The organism is Streptomyces sp. NBC_01235 (genome assembly GCF_035989285.1).
GTDB lineage: Bacteria > Actinomycetota > Actinomycetes > Streptomycetales > Streptomycetaceae > Streptomyces.
Genome location: NZ_CP108513.1, coordinates 6536296 through 6550647, shown reverse-complemented (window position 1 = coordinate 6550647; position 14352 = coordinate 6536296). Strand labels below are relative to the sequence as shown.

The following is a 14352-nucleotide window of genomic DNA, read 5'->3' as shown; positions in this document are numbered from 1 at the left end:
ACCTTCTCCTCCTCCCGCACGGTGAGCGGGGTGGCACGACCGTCGGCGTCCCCGTCCGCCGCCGGCCCGCGCTGCCGGGACACCGGCTGCGCGGGCAAGAACCCGGCGGTCATGAACTGCGGCGGCGGGCCCGAAACCCTGGCCAAGCACGTCACCGCCACGGGGGCCTCGGTCCAACTGCGGTACAGCGGGGTGTGCGGGACCAGTTGGGTACGGATGTGGGGCGCCCGGATCGGCGACGGGGCCGAACTGCGGGGCCGCGTCGCCCGGGTGAGGAACCGCGCCGAGGCGGACACGTACGTCCACACCCCCATGGCGGCGACCCGCACGGGAACCGTCGTCCAGGCTCCTTCCTGCCCGCGACGGGCGACAGGAAGGAGTGCTTCGAGGCCAGGGTGCACCAGGGCCTGTCCGGCGGACAGGCCCTGGTTCCGCCGAAGGGAACCGACTCCCCGCACTCACGCGTCCCACGAGGAACATGAGTGTGAGGAGCGGCAGTTGGAAGACGTTTCACCCGGGGACGCCCTGCTCACCATGCTGGTCACCGGATCCCTGGGCCTGCTCGTCGCGGCCGCGGTCGTCCTCCCGACGATCGGCGCGGGCATCTGGCTGACGCACCTGTGGCGAGCGAGGAAGTCCCGCTGACCGCTGACCGCTCCCTCCCGTCCGGTCGGTTGTCCGGCGGCCGGCCAGGAGCCGTACAGCCCGCCCATGGCGACGACGACGATCGCCAGGGACTCCCGGGGCACGCCCCCTAGAGCGGTCCCGCGAACTCGCACCACACCACCTTGCCGAGCTCCCGCTCCCGCACCCCCCACCTGTCACTCAGCGCGGCGACGAGCACCAGCCCACGCCCGCCCTCGTCCCGCTCGCCGACGATGCGGGGCACGCCGGGCCCGCTGTCATGCACCTCGAGACGCAGGACCCGCCCGTCGTACCGCAGGAACAGCAGGAACTGACGGCCGGGCGGGACGCCGTGCAGCAGCGCGTTGGTCACCAGCTCGCTCACACAGAGCAGCACGTCGTCGGCGCGCGGGCTCTCGGCGAGCCCCCACCCGGCGAGCGTCTCGCAGACGTACCGCCGCGCGGCCGGCACGGAACGCCGCTCACGCCGGAAGAACCTCTCGCGCAGGGGCGGAAGTTGGATGGTCTCGTTCACGGGACAAGGGTTGCGGAGAGTGACTACCGTTGATCACCCGGTGAACCCGTACGGTTTTTTTGTACGGGTTGCTACCGGGTCAAGGGCAGGCACACAGGGGGATCGGCATCACCATGAGCCAGCGCAAGAAGAACCTCTCGACCATGAAGATGCTGGGCAAACAGCTCGGCACGGCCCGACGCCAGGCAGGCCACACCCAGATCGGCCTCGCCGAACTCGTCAAGCTGGACGAGGAGACGATCGCGTCGATCGAGCAGGGCAGGCGGGCTCTGAAGCCGGACCTGGCGGCCCTGCTGGACGAAATCCTCGACACGAAGGGGATGTTGGCGACGGGCGTGGCCAACCTGCCGGAGGTCGACCAGTTCCCGATGTTCGCGGAGCTGTACATGGAGCACGAGCGGGAGGCGATCGCGCTGTCCTGGTACGACAACGCGGTCCTGCCGGGCCTGCTCCAGACCGAGCCGTACATCCGAACCGTCCTCCGCAACAGGGTTCCTGCGTACGGAGAGGACGAGATCGAGACGAACACGGCACTACGTCTCGCTCGCCAGGCGATCCTGCACCGCCAGAGCCCGCCGACCCTGAGCTTCGTGGTGTGGGAACCAGCGCTGTATCTGGGGATCGGGGAGCCGGAGATGCGTGCAGAGCAACTGCGCCACCTTCGGGAAGCAGCCGAACTACCCTGCCTGTCCCTGCAGTTCCTGCCGATGCGCAGCCCGTTCAACGCCGGGACGGCCGGACCCTTCACCCTCCTCGAAACCCCGGACCACCATCACCTCGCGTACGCCGAGTCGCAGCGTGGCAGCCAGTGGGTTTCCGACCCGGATGAGGTGTCCAGGCTGGCGCGCAAATATGCGATGCTGCGAGCACAGGCCCTGACGCCCCAGGAGTCCGTGAGCCTGCTCGACAGCCTGCTAGGAGAGCAATGAGCGCCGAAGCACTTCAGTGGTCCAAGTCGACCTACAGTAGCGACGAGGGTGGCGCCTGCCTCGAAGTCGCCCTTGCGTGGCACAAGTCCACCTACAGCAGCGACGAAGGCGGCCAGTGCCTGGAAGTCGCCCCCACCCCCACCACCATCCACATCCGTGACTCCAAGAACGACCTGGAGGACGGTCCCGTGCTCCGGGTCGGGCCCAGGGCCTGGGTCGCGTTCACCTCCGCACGCTGACCCTGGGGGGGTCGGTCACGACGTAGACGCCCGAGTCGGGGGACGTCTCCTGCGACCTGCCCCGTAGTTCCGCCACGTCCGTATCGTGGGGCCAGCGGGTGCCGTCCGCCGACCAGCGGATGCCGACCGCCGCGCCTGCTCCTGGCGGTCCTGGCGGCACGCCCGGACCTCCTGGAAGGCCAGGGCGACGACACGTACGCCCAGGCCGACCAGGGCCATCAGCACCGATCCGGTGACCGGGTCCATGCGGGGCTCCTTCCTGCGAGCGGCTCCGGGCCGCGCGATCGCCAACGCCTACGTCTTCAAGAGGCGCGGCGGGGCCGGAGTGTGAACCGCGGTGAGGAAACGCGGAGGAATCGGAGGGGAAATCGGGTGCGCGGCCCGGGAAAGGGCGTTGTCAGTGCCTGCCCTTAGAGTCACCGGCATGGCGACTCTTCCCAACCCGCTGCCCAAGCTGGCGACCGACCCGAGCGGCCGCTCCCTGGGACTGCAACTCCCGCCCGGGAGACTCATCGACGCGACCGACACGGCCGAGGGGCCCTTGCTGTGGCACGCCGAACAGCAGGCGGGGCCGGGGAGTTGGAGGTCTCTGAGGCGGCCCGCCGGGCGTGCGGGGCTGCTCCCGGTCCTCGTCGACCTCGGCGGCGGCCAGGGCGGCCCGGAGTCCTGGGAGTTGGTGCCGGACGAGATGTCGTACCCGGGGGATCACGACGCCGAGGAAGTCCTCGCGGACTACTGGGACGAGGTCGCGGCGGAGGGTGAGGAGTGGCCCGGCCTGGCCGCCGCCTGCACCCTCGCCGCCGATCCGGACGCCCGGGCCGCCGAGGTCGCCGACGCGCTGACCGAGGGGCGGCCCTGGTTCAAGGAGCCGCACCTGGGACTCGTGGCGGCCCGCCGCAGCGCCGACATCCCGGCGGCCGTCGGCTGGACCGGCCCCGCGAACTACGACGAGGACGTGGCACCTCTCTGCGCGGTCCTGCGCTCCTGGGAGGAGCGCTTCGGCATACGGGTGGTGGCGCTGGGGTTCGACCGCCTGTCCGTCTCGGTCGCCGCACCGCCCGCCGACCTCGCCGAGGCGGAGGCGGTCGCCGCCGAGCACTTCGCGTTCTGCCCGGACACCATCACGCAGGGCACGGGCAGCCTGCGGGAGTACGCGCAGCAGCTCATCGGCGAACGCGCCTGGCACTTCTGGTGGGACTGAGCCACCTCTAACGGCTCAACCCCCGCCCCAGCCTCCGCAGCCCCTCCCCGATCTCCTCCGGCGTCTGCGTCACGAAACACAGCCGCAGGGTCGAGCGGTCGGGCTCACCGGCGTAGAAGGGAGCGCCGGGGACGTAGGCCACGTCCTGGGCGACGACCTGCGGGAGGAGGTCCGTGGTGTCGTACGACGACGGCAGCCGGGCCCAGAGGAACATGCCGCCCTCGGGCCGGGTCCACACCGACCCCTCCGGCAGCGCCTCCCCCAGTCCCGCCAGCATGGCGTCCCGCCGCTCGCGGTACACGGCCGCCACCCGCGTCACATGCGCGTCGAGGTCGGAGACGGCCAGGTAGCGTGCCGCGGCGAGCTGGTTGACGGTCGGGGTGTGCAGGTCGGCGGCCTGCTTGGCGACGGCGCAGGCCCGGCGCAGTTCCGCGGGAGCCCGCAGCCAGCCCAGCCGCAGCCCCGGGGCCATCACCTTGGAGAAGGAGCCGAGGAGGACGGTGCGGTCGCGGGCGTCGGGGTGGGCGGCGATCCAGGGGACGCGCCGGCCGTCGTAGCGGAGTTCGCCGTAGGGGTCGTCCTCGACGATCCACAGGCCGTGCCGGGCGGCGACGGAGGCGAGGGCGGCGCGGCGCTCGGCGGGGAGGGTGCGGCCGGTGGGGTTCTGGAAGGTGGGGACGGTGTAGAGGAGCTTCGGCCGCTCGCGGACCACCAGCTCCGCGAGCGCCTCGGGGTCGGGGCCGTCCGCGTCCCCGGGCACGGCGACGATCCGCGCTCCCGCCAGGCCGAAGACCTGAAGGGCGGCCAGATAGCAGGGCGCCTCGACGAGGACGGTGTCGCCGGGGTCGAGGAGAGCGGTCGCCAGCAGGGACAGGGCCTGCTGCGAGCCCGTGGTGACGAGGAGGTCGTCGGCGGTGGTGGGCAGTCCGCGTGCCGTCGTCCGCGCCGCGAGCCGCTCCCGCAGGCCCGGCTCGCCCTCGGTCGTGGAGTACTGGAGGGCCTGGGCGGGGGCCTGCTCCAGCACGTACCGGAAGGCGGCGGCCACGCCCTCGCGGTTGAACAGCTCGGGCGCGGGCAGCCCTCCCGCGAAGTTGATCACCTCGGGGCGGGCGGTGACGGCGAGGATGTCCCGCACGGGCGACCCGCCCACGGACCGGGCACGGGCGGCCAGCGGGGGGACGGGGGCGGTGGTGGGCACCGGGGCGACAGTCATGGCCGCACTGTACGGAGATACATGCCACCTACACCTGGGTTTCTGACATATGGACACAGGTGCGGCGCGCTCGTGTTCCGGCCGGTCGGCCGTCCCGCATCCCGTCCCAAAGGGACACCGTTCCCGCAGGTCAGGGGCCATGGGACCGGACCGGCGTCCCGAGTTGCGCCGCAGATGTGGAAGGCCGGAGGCCGTACGACTCAGGCTTGCCCCATGCCCACTTCCCCCACTTCCCCCACTCACCCCGCTCGCCCCGCTCGCCCCGCTCGGCCCGCTCGCCCCGCTCGGCCCGCTCCGCCCACCCGCCGCCGCGCCCGTCTGCTCGCCGCCGCACTGACCGCCGCCGCGGCTCTCACCCTCACCGCGTGCAACGACGGCGAGGGCCTGCGCGACGAGGGCCCGTCGAGCTCCAGCACCCTGACGGGCTCCGCCTCCCACGGCAAGGGTTCCTACGGCGTGGGAGAGGCCCCCGCCCGCCCCCACGCGGAGCCGCCGAGCGGGAACTCGTAGTCGGGCCGCCCGTTGGCACCGCTCGTGCGGAACGGCCTGCCCTTGTCGTCGATCGTCAGCGTGCCGTGCCGCGAACCGCTGGACCAGGACAGCTCCAGGTACCAGCGCACGTCGTACGCGGAGGCGTCGGCCGTGACGTAGTAGGCCTCCGGGTCGGACTCGCTCACCTTGAACGGGAAGTCCTGGTGCCCCGCCTCGGGCACCAGCGCCGGCCGCGCCGCGTCGAGAGCGACGGAGAAGGAGCGCGTCGGCATACCGCCACCGCACCCGACGCCCGGGTAGCCCATGGCGTAGTCGTTCCAGGCGAGCGGCACGCCCTTGCCGACCGTCCGGACCGTCAGACTGTCCACGACGACGGTCTCCGGACCGGTCCCCTGCACGGTGATCTCCAGGAACTGCTCCCCCGCCGACACGGCCCCGTGCGCGGACACCCACGCGGGCGCGTCCTGCTCCAGGGGCGGCGGCGCGACCTCCCCCGGCCCACGCTGGATCAGATAGTGCTGGCTACAGGGGCTCACCCAGGCGTACGGACGGGTGTTGACCGTCAGCGGCACGGAATCGTCCGCCTGCGCCCCGGAACCCGCCGCGGTGCCGGAAGTCGACGGCGACGCTGATCCCGAGGGCGAAGCCGAGGCCGAGGCCGAGGCCGACGGGGACACGGACGCGGAACCGGACGCCGACGGCGACGACGCCGCGCCCTTCGCCCCCCGCCCCTGCACGGACGCGGCGTCTGCCACGGCACGACCGCCGTCCCCGTCACCCTCGCCCGACCCGCCCGACGGCAGGGTCAACGCGAGCGCCAACGCGACGGACCCGAGGGCGGCCACGACACCGACCCCGGCGAGGACCACGGGCCGGCGGAGACGACGGGTACGACGGTTCTCCGCGCTCTCCACGCCCTCAGCGCCACCGGCCCCTTCAAGAACCGTTGCCTCAGGAACCGTCTCCTCGACCACCGCCTCCGCTGCGGCGGCCTCGGGAACCATCTCCTCAACGGCGGCCTCCACGGCGACGACCTCCGCCGCACCCGCCGTCTTCCTCCCCCGCACCGCGTCCGCCAGCACCCACCGCCGATGCAGTTCGACGAGCTCCCGCGGTGACGCCTTGCAGAGCCGGGCCAGCCGCTCCACGGGCGCGTAGTCCGTGGGGACGGCGTCCCCGTTGCAGTAGCGGTGCAGCGTCGACGTACTCATGTGGAGCCGCTTGGCGAGCGTCCCGTAGCTCAGGCCTGACCGCTCCTTCAGCTCCCGCAGCAGCTCGGCGAACTCGCTCGCAGACACCGTTCTCCCACTCTCCATGTCCCATCCCCGCATTCCAGGGACGGCATATTTCCCCAGGTCAGACCCACTGTGGGCGTTCCAGCGTCCCTGATCGCCCGCCGGTCGTGGCGGCCGGGACAGATCCCCTCACAAGCTTTGGCCATCGAAGCACGTCGCTTCAACTCGCCATCCCGGAAGAGGACTTCATCATGCGCATCCGCCGCACCCGCCACCTGCTCGCCCTCACCGCCCTGGCCTCCCTCGCGCTCACGGCGTGCGAGGACGGGAACGGTGTGAAGGACGAGGGCGCGTCGCACCCGGCGTCATCGACGACGACGGCCACCGCGCAGCCGACGCCCGCATCGGACAAGGGCACCGGCACCGGCACCGGCACCGGCACCGGCACCGGCACGAACCCGGCGCAGGACACCACGGGCTCGACCGGCTCGACCGGTTCGTCGGGCTCGACCGGCTCGACGGGCTCGACCGGCTCGACCGGCTCAGCCGGCAAGGGCACCGGCACCGTCTCCGCGACCCGCGTCCTCTGCAACGGCTCCAACACCAAGGTCACCGCCCAGCCGATGGCCCGCCCGCTCAACCACATGCTGCTCACGGTGACCAACACCGGCTCCAAGATGTGCGACCTGACCTACTACCCGATCCTGCGCTTCGACGAGATGCAGTGGGCGCCGGGGGGCGACAAGGCGACGCAGCCGCAGGCGGTGACGACCCTCGCGCCCGGCGAGTCCGGCTACGCGGGCGTCCTGCTGTCGGCCGCCGACGGCAGCGGGGACGGCGGCACGACGGCGAAGAAGCTGACCGTCGCCTTCCAGGGCTACACCCCGAACAGCGACGGCGGCGCCTCCGCGACACCGTCCCTGCCCGCCAAGGGCGTCTACTACGACAGCTCACTGACGGTGACGTACTGGCAGCGGGACATGGACGACGTACTGTCCTGGTAAGAGACTGCGACAGCAGGAGAAGACAGGCGAACTACCGCAGTTTCTGGGCCGCTTCGGTGGCCCAGTAGGTGAGGATGTTGCGCGCCCCGGCCCGCTTGATGCCGGTCAGCGTCTCGAAGATCGCCCGGTCGCGGTCGACCCAGCCCTTCTCGGCGGCGGCCTCGATCATCGAGTACTCGCCGGAGATCTGGTAGGCGGCGACCGGCACGTCCACGGCGTCGGCGACGCGGGCCAGGACGTCCAGGTAGGGCCCGGCCGGCTTGACCATCACCATGTCGGCCCCCTCCTCCAGGTCCAGCGCCAACTCGCGCATCGACTCCCGCAGGTTCGCCGGGTCCTGCTGGTAGGTCTTCCGGTCACCCTTCAGCGAGGACCCGACGGCCTCCCGGAAGGGCCCGTAGAAGGCGGAGGAGTACTTGGCGGTGTAGGCGAGGATCGAGACGTCCTCCCGCCCGATCTGGTCAAGGGCATCGCGGACGACCCCGATCTGGCCGTCCATCATCCCGCTCGGCCCCACCACGTGCGCCCCGGCATCGGCCTGCACCTGCGCCATCTCGGCGTACCGCTCCAGGGTGGCGTCATTGTCGACCCGCCCCTCGGCGTCCAGCACCCCGCAGTGCCCGTGGTCGACCGTCTCGTCCAGGCACAGGTCGGACATGACGAGCAGCTCGTCCCCGACCTCGGCCCGCACGTCCCGGATGGCGACCTGGAGAATCCCGTCCGGGTCGGTCCCGGGCGTCCCGAGCGCGTCCTTCTTCGACTCCTCCGGCACGCCGAAGAGCATGATCCCGGAGATCCCGGCCTGCACGGCCTCCAGCGCGGCCTTCTTCAGGCTGTCGCGCGTGTGCTGCACGACCCCGGGCATGGCCTGGATCGGCACCGGCTCGCTCACACCCTCCCGCACGAACGCGGGCAGGATGAAGTCGGCCGGGTGCAGCCGGGTCTCGGCGACCATGCGCCGCATGACGGGGGTGGTGCGCAGCCGCCGAGGACGCGAACCGGGAAAGGAACCGTACTTCGTCATGCACCTACGCTACGCCCGTCCCGGCCCCGCCTTTGCCGACGCCCAGTCGGCCCGCCGCCCTGTCGTCGGCGAGTGAATCACGTCACCAAGATCCGCACCGGTGTGACACTTTCCAGCCGGACACCGCTTTCTGTACGGGCTGTCTGTGTGTCAGGTGTGCCTTACGTGACCGTTGTTGTGACTTTCAGGGGTGGGGCTTCGTCGTGAGTCGACGTCGACGTGGAACGCGTGCGTACAGACCGCTGAGCATGAAGAGGCGGGCCTGGCTGACGCTCGGTGCGGTGGTCCTGGGGGGCGGGGGCGTGGTGACCTACGCGGTCGCCAGTCCGTCCGCCGATCAGGGAACCCGGCCCAAGCGGCCGGTGAAGGTCTACGACCTCGCGCTGAAGGGCACCTCGGGGGACCGCCAGGAGCTGCCGCGCACGGACACCGAGGAGTTCTCGCTGCTCGGCGTCACCTGGACCGGAGGCGCCAAGCGACTCGCCGGCACGGCGCAGGTGCGCACCCGCAGCGTCGCGACCGGTGAATGGAGCGCCTGGCACGACCTGGAGCTGGACGTCGACCCGCTGGACGACCCGGGCCCGAAGGTGCGCGGCGCGTCCGAGCCGGCCTGGGTCGGCCCGTCCGACGGCGTCCAGGTGCAGGTCGTCCGCAAGAACGGCACCACCTCCGCGCTGCCCAAGGGGCTGCAGGTCAACCTGGTCGACCCCGGAGTGGTGACCGACGCCGAGACGAAGACCGGCACCGAGTCCGCCGCGTTCGTCATGGAGCCGACCCCCGGTGCGACGGACTCCGTGTCCGCCGACCCTTCCGCCTCTCCGAGCGACACCGTCTCCGCCGCGCCGACGGACAGCCAGACGGCCACCTCGCCGACCGCGACCGCGACCGACACCGCGTCCACGGCACCCACGGCCACCTCGACCACGTCGAGCCCCGCGTCCCCGACCACGTCCCCGACCACGAGCCCGTCGGCCACCACGTCGCCCGCACCCACCGCGCCGCCGTCCACCGTGCCCCAGCCGCCGATCCGCTCGCGCGCCGAGTGGGGTGCCGACGAGTCGATCAGCCCCGACGCGCCGGAGTACAACAAGGACGTCAAGGTGATGTTCGTGCACCACACGGACGGCACCAACGACTACACCTGCGACCAGTCGCCGTCGATCATCCGCAGCATCTACGCGTACCACGTGCAGGTCAGCGGCTGGAAGGACATCGGCTACAACTTCCTCGTCGACAAGTGCGGCACCCTCTACGAGGGCCGCAAGGGCGGTGTCGGCCTGCCGGTGTTCGGCGCCCACACCTACGGCTGGAACCGCGAGTCCGCGGCCGTCGCCGTGATCGGTGACTACACCCAGACGACCGCCACCAACGCCGCGCTGACCTCGATCGCCCGCCTCGCGGCCTGGAAGCTCGGCCAGTACGGCGCCGACCCGGCCGGAACCACCCAGCTCACCGCGGGCGCCACCCAGACGAACTACTTCGCCAAGAGCTTCACCTCCGGCAGCCTGTACACCTTCAACCGGATCTCCGGTCACCGCGACGGCTACAACACACAGTGCCCCGGCGGCCTCCTCTACGACCAGCTGCCGACCGTCCGCGCCTGGGCGGCCGGCCCGGTGCAGGGCCTGAAGGTCACCTCGGTGGCCGGTGGCGCGAGCCTGTCGGGCTCGACCTACTACACCAAGGGCGCCGTCACCGTGAACTGGACGGCGACCACGCCCGGTTCGCTGATCTCGAAGTTCGAGCTGCTGGTCGACGGCAAGGTGGCCGCGACCGCGGCCGGCACGGCCACCTCGGCGAGCGCCACCCTGGCCCTGGGCAGCCACACCGTCGCCGTACGGGCGGTCCACCAGTCCGGCAGGACGTCGACGACCGCCTCACTGAGCGTCGTCGCCGAGACGACGGCACCGACCTTCACCATCGCCCCGAAGCTCTCCCTGCGCACCGGCACCGTCAGCACCAGCGCCGTCCCGGTCACCCTGGGCTGGAAGGCCACCGACGACAAGGCCCTGCGTTCCGTGCAGTTGCTGTCGCCCACCGCCGCGACCTTCGGCCCGACCGTCACCAGCTCCAGCCGCACGGCGAAGCCCGGCACCGCGACCACCTGGTCGATGCGGGCCTACGACTACGCCGGCAACTACCTCACGTCCTCGCCCTCGTACACCCCGGTGATCCTGCAGGAGACCTCCGCCACCAAGTCCGGCAGCTGGACCGCCCGCTCCTCCACGAGCTACCTCGGCGGCACGTCGTACTCCAGCGGCGCCACGGGCGCGAGCCTCACCTGGACCTTCACCGGCCGCTCCGCCGCCTGGGTGGTCTCCCGGGCCACCACCTCCGGCCAGGCGTACGTCTACGTCGACGGCACGAAGGTCGCCACCGTCGACCTGAAGTCCGCCACCACGCTGTACCGCCAGGCGATCTGGACCAGGACCTGGGCCGGCAGCGCCAAGCACACGGTCAAGATCGTCGTCGTGGGCACCAGCGGCCGCCCCACCGTCACCACTGACGGGCTGGTGTACATCAAGTAAGCCGACCGTCTCCAGCCCGGAGCCCGGAGCCCCGCGCTCCGGGCTCCCGTCTGTTCTCAGACGGCTCAACCACGCGAAGTGGGCCGACTGCGGATGTCGACCGGGGCACCCTCTGTCAGCGACAGGATGGGGGTGGCCACTCCGATGGCGGTCAGCGACAGCCCGCGTGCGGGTGAGGTGGTTGCCGCGTACTTCCGGGCTCCGGGGCCGGGCCCATCGGCAGGGAGTCATCGACCAGGGACGAGATCGAGTGCCGCCCACACCGTCTTGCACGGCACCGGTCCGGACCGCACGCCCCAGCGGTCCGCCAGCTCCTCGACGAGCAGCAGGCCGTAGCCGGATTCTGCGGGTGCCTCGGCGGTTGCCCGAGGCGGGGTGGGCAGGTGTTCGCCAAGGGCATCCGTGACCTCGATGCGGACCGGCTCTGGAGTGGATGAAGAGCAGCTACCGCACACCTGACGGCCCCGACTGCGTCGAAGTGGCCGCAGCCCCCGACCACATCCTCGTCCGCGACTCCAAGACCCCCCACGGCCCCCGCCTCGCCCTCACCCCCACCACCTGGGCGGCCTTCCTGCCGTACGCCTCAGGGAACTGACAGAGCGAACGCACGCGGCCCCGGACCCGATTCGACGGGTACGGGGCCTCATGCGCACTGTCAGTCCGCGTCCTCGGGGCTCAGGTGGCCCGTCGCCGCCGCGCCCCCGGCCGCCGCTCGCTCGGCCGGCTCACCTGGTCCCCCGCCTCCTGAGCGGCAGCTCTGCGCGCCAGTCCGAAGTCGGCCAGCGCCTCCGCCAGCTTGTGCACGGACGGCTCCGGAGCCATCACGTCGACCCGCAGCCCGTGCTCCTCCGCCGTCTTGGCCGTCGCCGGACCGATGCACGCGATGACCGTCACGTTGTGCGGCTTGCCGGCGATACCGACCAGGTTCCGCACGGTGGACGACGACGTGAACAGCACGGCGTCGAAGCCACCCCCCTTGATCGCCTCCCGCGTCTCCGCCGGCGGCGGCGAGGCACGCACGGTCCGGTAGGCGGTGACGTCGTCGACCTCCCAGCCCAGCTCGATGAGCCCGGCGACGAGCGTCTCCGTGGCGATGTCGGCGCGCGGCAGGAACACCCGGTCGATCGGGTCGAAGACGGGGTCGTAGGGCGGCCAGTCCTCAAGCAGCCCGGCCGCGCTCTGCTCCCCGCTCGGCACCAGGTCCGGCTTCACGCCGAAGGCGATCAGCGCCTTCGCGGTCTGCTCGCCCACCGCCGCGACCTTGATGCCCGCGAAGGCCCGCGCGTCGAGCCCGTACTCCTCGAACTTCTCGCGAACCGCCTTGACGGCGTTCACCGAGGTGAAAGCGATCCACTCGTAGCGGCCCGTCACCAGGCCCTTGACCGCCCGCTCCATCTGCTGGGGCGTGCGCGGCGGCTCGACGGCGATCGTCGGCACCTCGTGCGGCACGGCCCCGTACGACCGCAGCTGGTCGGAGAGCGACACCGCCTGCTCCTTCGTCCGCGGCACGAGCACCTTCCAGCCGAACAGCGGCTTGGACTCGAACCACGCCAGCTGCTCGCGCTGGGCGGGGGCGGAACGCTCACCGACCACGACTATCACCGGCCGGCCGCCCTCGGGCGAGGGCAGCACCTTCGCCTGCTTCAGCGTCTGCGCGATGGTCCCGAGGGTCGCGCTCCACGTCCGCTGCCGGGTCGTCGTACCGGCCACCGTCACCGTCATCGGCGTATCGGGCTTGCGGCCCGCCGACACCAGCTCTCCGGCGGCCGACGCCACGGAGTCGAGAGTCGTCGAGACGACGACGGTCCCGTCCGACGCCCCGACCTCGGTCCAGCAGCGGTCCGAAGCCGTGCGCGCGTCGACGAACCGGACGTCCGCGCCGTGCGCGTCCCGCAGCGGCACACCGGCGTACGCGGGCACGCCGACGGCGGCCGCGACACCGGGTACGACCTCGAAGGGGACACCGGCCGCCGCGCACGCGAGCATTTCCTCCGCCGCGTACGTATCGAGTCCAGGGTCCCCGGACACCGCACGGACGACCCGCCTGCCGCCCCTCGCGGCCTCCATGACAAGATGTGCGGCATCGCGCACAGCGGGTACCTCAGCGGTTGTTGACGTGCCGTCAACAACCGTCGGGAGCGGCGCGCCCGTGCCCGAAGGACTCGCTTCCGCGTTCACGACGGTGACGCCCGGCTTCGCGTGCGTCCGCACGACGTCGAGCACATCGTGCTCGGCGACGAGGACGTCCGCGTGTGCCAGCGCCTCGACGGCGCGCAGAGTCAGTAGTCCCGGATCCCCGGGTCCGGCACCCAGGAAGGTGACGTGCCCGTGTTCAGGACCAGCGGCTGGAAGGGTGGTGGGGCTCACTGTGCTCGCTCCCCCATCAGACCGGCCGCGCCCTGGGCAAGCATCTCGGCGGCGAGTTCGCGACCGAGCGTCATTGCCTGGTCATGCGTCTCGGGCACGGGACCGGTGGTGGACAGCTGCACCATGCGGGATCCGTCGGTCGTGCCGACGACGCCCCGCAGGCGCATTTCCTTGACAAACTGCCCGTCGGCCAGAAGGTCGGCCAGCGCGCCCACAGGGGCGCTGCAACCGGCCTCCAGGGCGGCGAGCAGTGACCGTTCGGCGGTCACGGCGACCCGCGTGAACGGGTCGTCGAGCTCTCCGAGCGCCGCGATGAGGTCCGCGTTGTCCGCGGCACACTCGATCGCCAGTGCTCCCTGGCCGGGAGCGGGCAGAACCGTGTCCACCGACAGGAAGTCGGTGACCTCGCCGAGGCGGCCGATGCGGCTGAGGCCGGCCGCGGCCAGCACCACCGCGTCCAGCTCGCCGTCGTGCACGTACCGGATCCGCGTGTCGACGTTCCCTCGGATCGGCACCGTCTCGATGTCGAGCCCGTGGGTGCGCGCGTACGCGTTCAGCTGGGCCATGCGGCGCGGCGAACCGGTGCCGATGCGCGCCCCGCGCGGCAGGTCGGTGAACTTCAGCGCGTCCCGGGCGACGATCACGTCGCGGGGGTCCTCGCGCACCGGTACGGCGGCCAGGACCAGGTCCTCGGGCTGCTCGGTCGGCAGGTCCTTCAGCGAGTGAACCGCGAAGTCGACCTCGCCCTTGGCCAGCGCGTCCCGCAGCGCGGTGACGAAGACACCCGTGCCGCCGATCTGCGCGAGGTGCTCGCGGGAGACGTCGCCGTAGGTGGTGATCTCGACGAGCTCGACGGGCCGCCCGGTCACCTGGCTCACGGCGTCCGCGACCTGCCCGGACTGGGCCATGGCGAGTGTGCTTCGCCTCGTCCCCAGTCTCAGTGCTCTCGTACTCATGCCGC

Annotated in this window: 14 protein-coding genes and 1 pseudogene; 9 read left to right on the top strand and 6 right to left on the bottom strand. The window is 71.8% G+C overall.

The window, feature by feature from the left end; genetic code table 11:
• Positions 1 to 21: 21 nt before the first annotated feature.
• A pseudogene (locus tag OG289_RS49765) lies at positions 22 to 312 on the top strand (DUF2690 domain-containing protein); the annotation flags it as partial.
• 186 nt (positions 313 to 498) lie between these two features.
• Complete coding sequence (locus OG289_RS29325) at positions 499 to 645, top strand: hypothetical protein (protein ID WP_327317046.1); 147 nt, start codon at positions 499 to 501, stop codon at positions 643 to 645.
• Between the two features lie 109 nt (positions 646 to 754).
• On the opposite strand, the gene OG289_RS29320 is transcribed toward OG289_RS29325, so the two are convergent.
• Positions 755 to 1159, bottom strand: coding sequence for an ATP-binding protein (locus OG289_RS29320; RefSeq protein ID WP_327317045.1), 405 nt, complete (start codon positions 1157 to 1159; stop codon positions 755 to 757).
• A gap of 113 nt (positions 1160 to 1272) precedes the next feature.
• On the opposite strand from OG289_RS29320, the gene OG289_RS29315 reads away from it, so the two are divergent.
• The 3 genes from OG289_RS29315 (at position 1273) to OG289_RS29305 (ending at position 3528) form a co-directional block, all read left to right on the top strand.
• Positions 1273 to 2088 (top strand): helix-turn-helix domain-containing protein, encoded by an 816-nt coding sequence (locus OG289_RS29315; protein ID WP_327317044.1) that lies wholly within the window; start codon positions 1273 to 1275, stop codon positions 2086 to 2088.
• On the top strand, positions 2085 to 2327 hold the full coding sequence (locus tag OG289_RS29310; protein ID WP_327317042.1) for a DUF397 domain-containing protein: 243 nt from the start codon (positions 2085 to 2087) through the stop codon (positions 2325 to 2327). The genes OG289_RS29315 and OG289_RS29310 overlap by 4 nt, the downstream gene beginning before the upstream one ends.
• A gap of 424 nt (positions 2328 to 2751) precedes the next feature.
• On the top strand, positions 2752 to 3528 hold the full coding sequence (locus OG289_RS29305) for a DUF4253 domain-containing protein (RefSeq protein ID WP_327317040.1): 777 nt from the start codon (positions 2752 to 2754) through the stop codon (positions 3526 to 3528).
• A gap of 7 nt (positions 3529 to 3535) precedes the next feature.
• Here OG289_RS29305 and OG289_RS29300 read toward each other — a convergent pair whose 3' ends face one another.
• Positions 3536 to 4741 (bottom strand): aminotransferase-like domain-containing protein, encoded by a 1206-nt coding sequence (locus OG289_RS29300; RefSeq protein WP_327317039.1) that lies wholly within the window; start codon positions 4739 to 4741, stop codon positions 3536 to 3538.
• Between the two features lie 213 nt (positions 4742 to 4954).
• On the opposite strand from OG289_RS29300, the gene OG289_RS29295 reads away from it, so the two are divergent.
• On the top strand, positions 4955 to 5251 hold the full coding sequence (locus tag OG289_RS29295) for a hypothetical protein (RefSeq protein WP_327317038.1): 297 nt from the start codon (positions 4955 to 4957) through the stop codon (positions 5249 to 5251).
• Here OG289_RS29295 and OG289_RS29290 read toward each other — a convergent pair.
• Positions 5191 to 6531: a helix-turn-helix domain-containing protein gene (locus OG289_RS29290; RefSeq protein ID WP_327317037.1), complete on the bottom strand. Its 1341-nt coding sequence runs from the start codon at positions 6529 to 6531 to the stop codon at positions 5191 to 5193. The genes OG289_RS29295 and OG289_RS29290 overlap by 61 nt on opposite strands.
• A 188-nt stretch (positions 6532 to 6719) precedes the next feature.
• Here OG289_RS29290 and OG289_RS29285 point away from each other — a divergent pair, with 188 nt between their 5' ends.
• Entirely contained in the window at positions 6720 to 7472 is a 753-nt protein-coding gene (locus tag OG289_RS29285; protein ID WP_327317036.1) for a DUF4232 domain-containing protein, read from the top strand.
• A 31-nt stretch (positions 7473 to 7503) separates the two neighbouring features.
• Here OG289_RS29285 and hemB read toward each other — a convergent pair whose 3' ends face one another.
• Positions 7504 to 8496, bottom strand: a complete 993-nt coding sequence (gene hemB / locus OG289_RS29280) for a porphobilinogen synthase (RefSeq protein WP_327317035.1) — start codon at positions 8494 to 8496, stop codon at positions 7504 to 7506.
• A 248-nt stretch (positions 8497 to 8744) separates the two neighbouring features.
• Here hemB and OG289_RS29275 point away from each other — a divergent pair, with 248 nt between their 5' ends.
• Positions 8745 to 11024: a peptidoglycan recognition protein gene (locus tag OG289_RS29275; RefSeq protein WP_327317034.1), complete on the top strand. Its 2280-nt coding sequence runs from the start codon at positions 8745 to 8747 to the stop codon at positions 11022 to 11024.
• A 433-nt stretch (positions 11025 to 11457) separates the two neighbouring features.
• Complete coding sequence (locus OG289_RS29265) at positions 11458 to 11619, top strand: DUF397 domain-containing protein (RefSeq protein ID WP_327317033.1); 162 nt, start codon at positions 11458 to 11460, stop codon at positions 11617 to 11619.
• 80 nt (positions 11620 to 11699) lie between these two features.
• Here the strand turns inward: OG289_RS29265 and OG289_RS29260 are convergent, their stop codons facing one another.
• Positions 11700 to 13391 carry a bifunctional uroporphyrinogen-III C-methyltransferase/uroporphyrinogen-III synthase gene (locus OG289_RS29260; RefSeq protein WP_327317032.1) on the bottom strand — a complete coding sequence of 564 codons (1692 nt, stop codon included), beginning with the start codon at positions 13389 to 13391 and terminating at the stop codon, positions 11700 to 11702.
• Positions 13388 to 14347 carry a hydroxymethylbilane synthase gene (gene hemC, locus OG289_RS29255; RefSeq protein WP_327317031.1) on the bottom strand — a complete coding sequence of 320 codons (960 nt, stop codon included), beginning with the start codon at positions 14345 to 14347 and terminating at the stop codon, positions 13388 to 13390. Before hemC ends, OG289_RS29260 begins: the two co-directional genes overlap by 4 nt.
• Between the last annotated feature and the right edge of the window lie 5 nt (positions 14348 to 14352).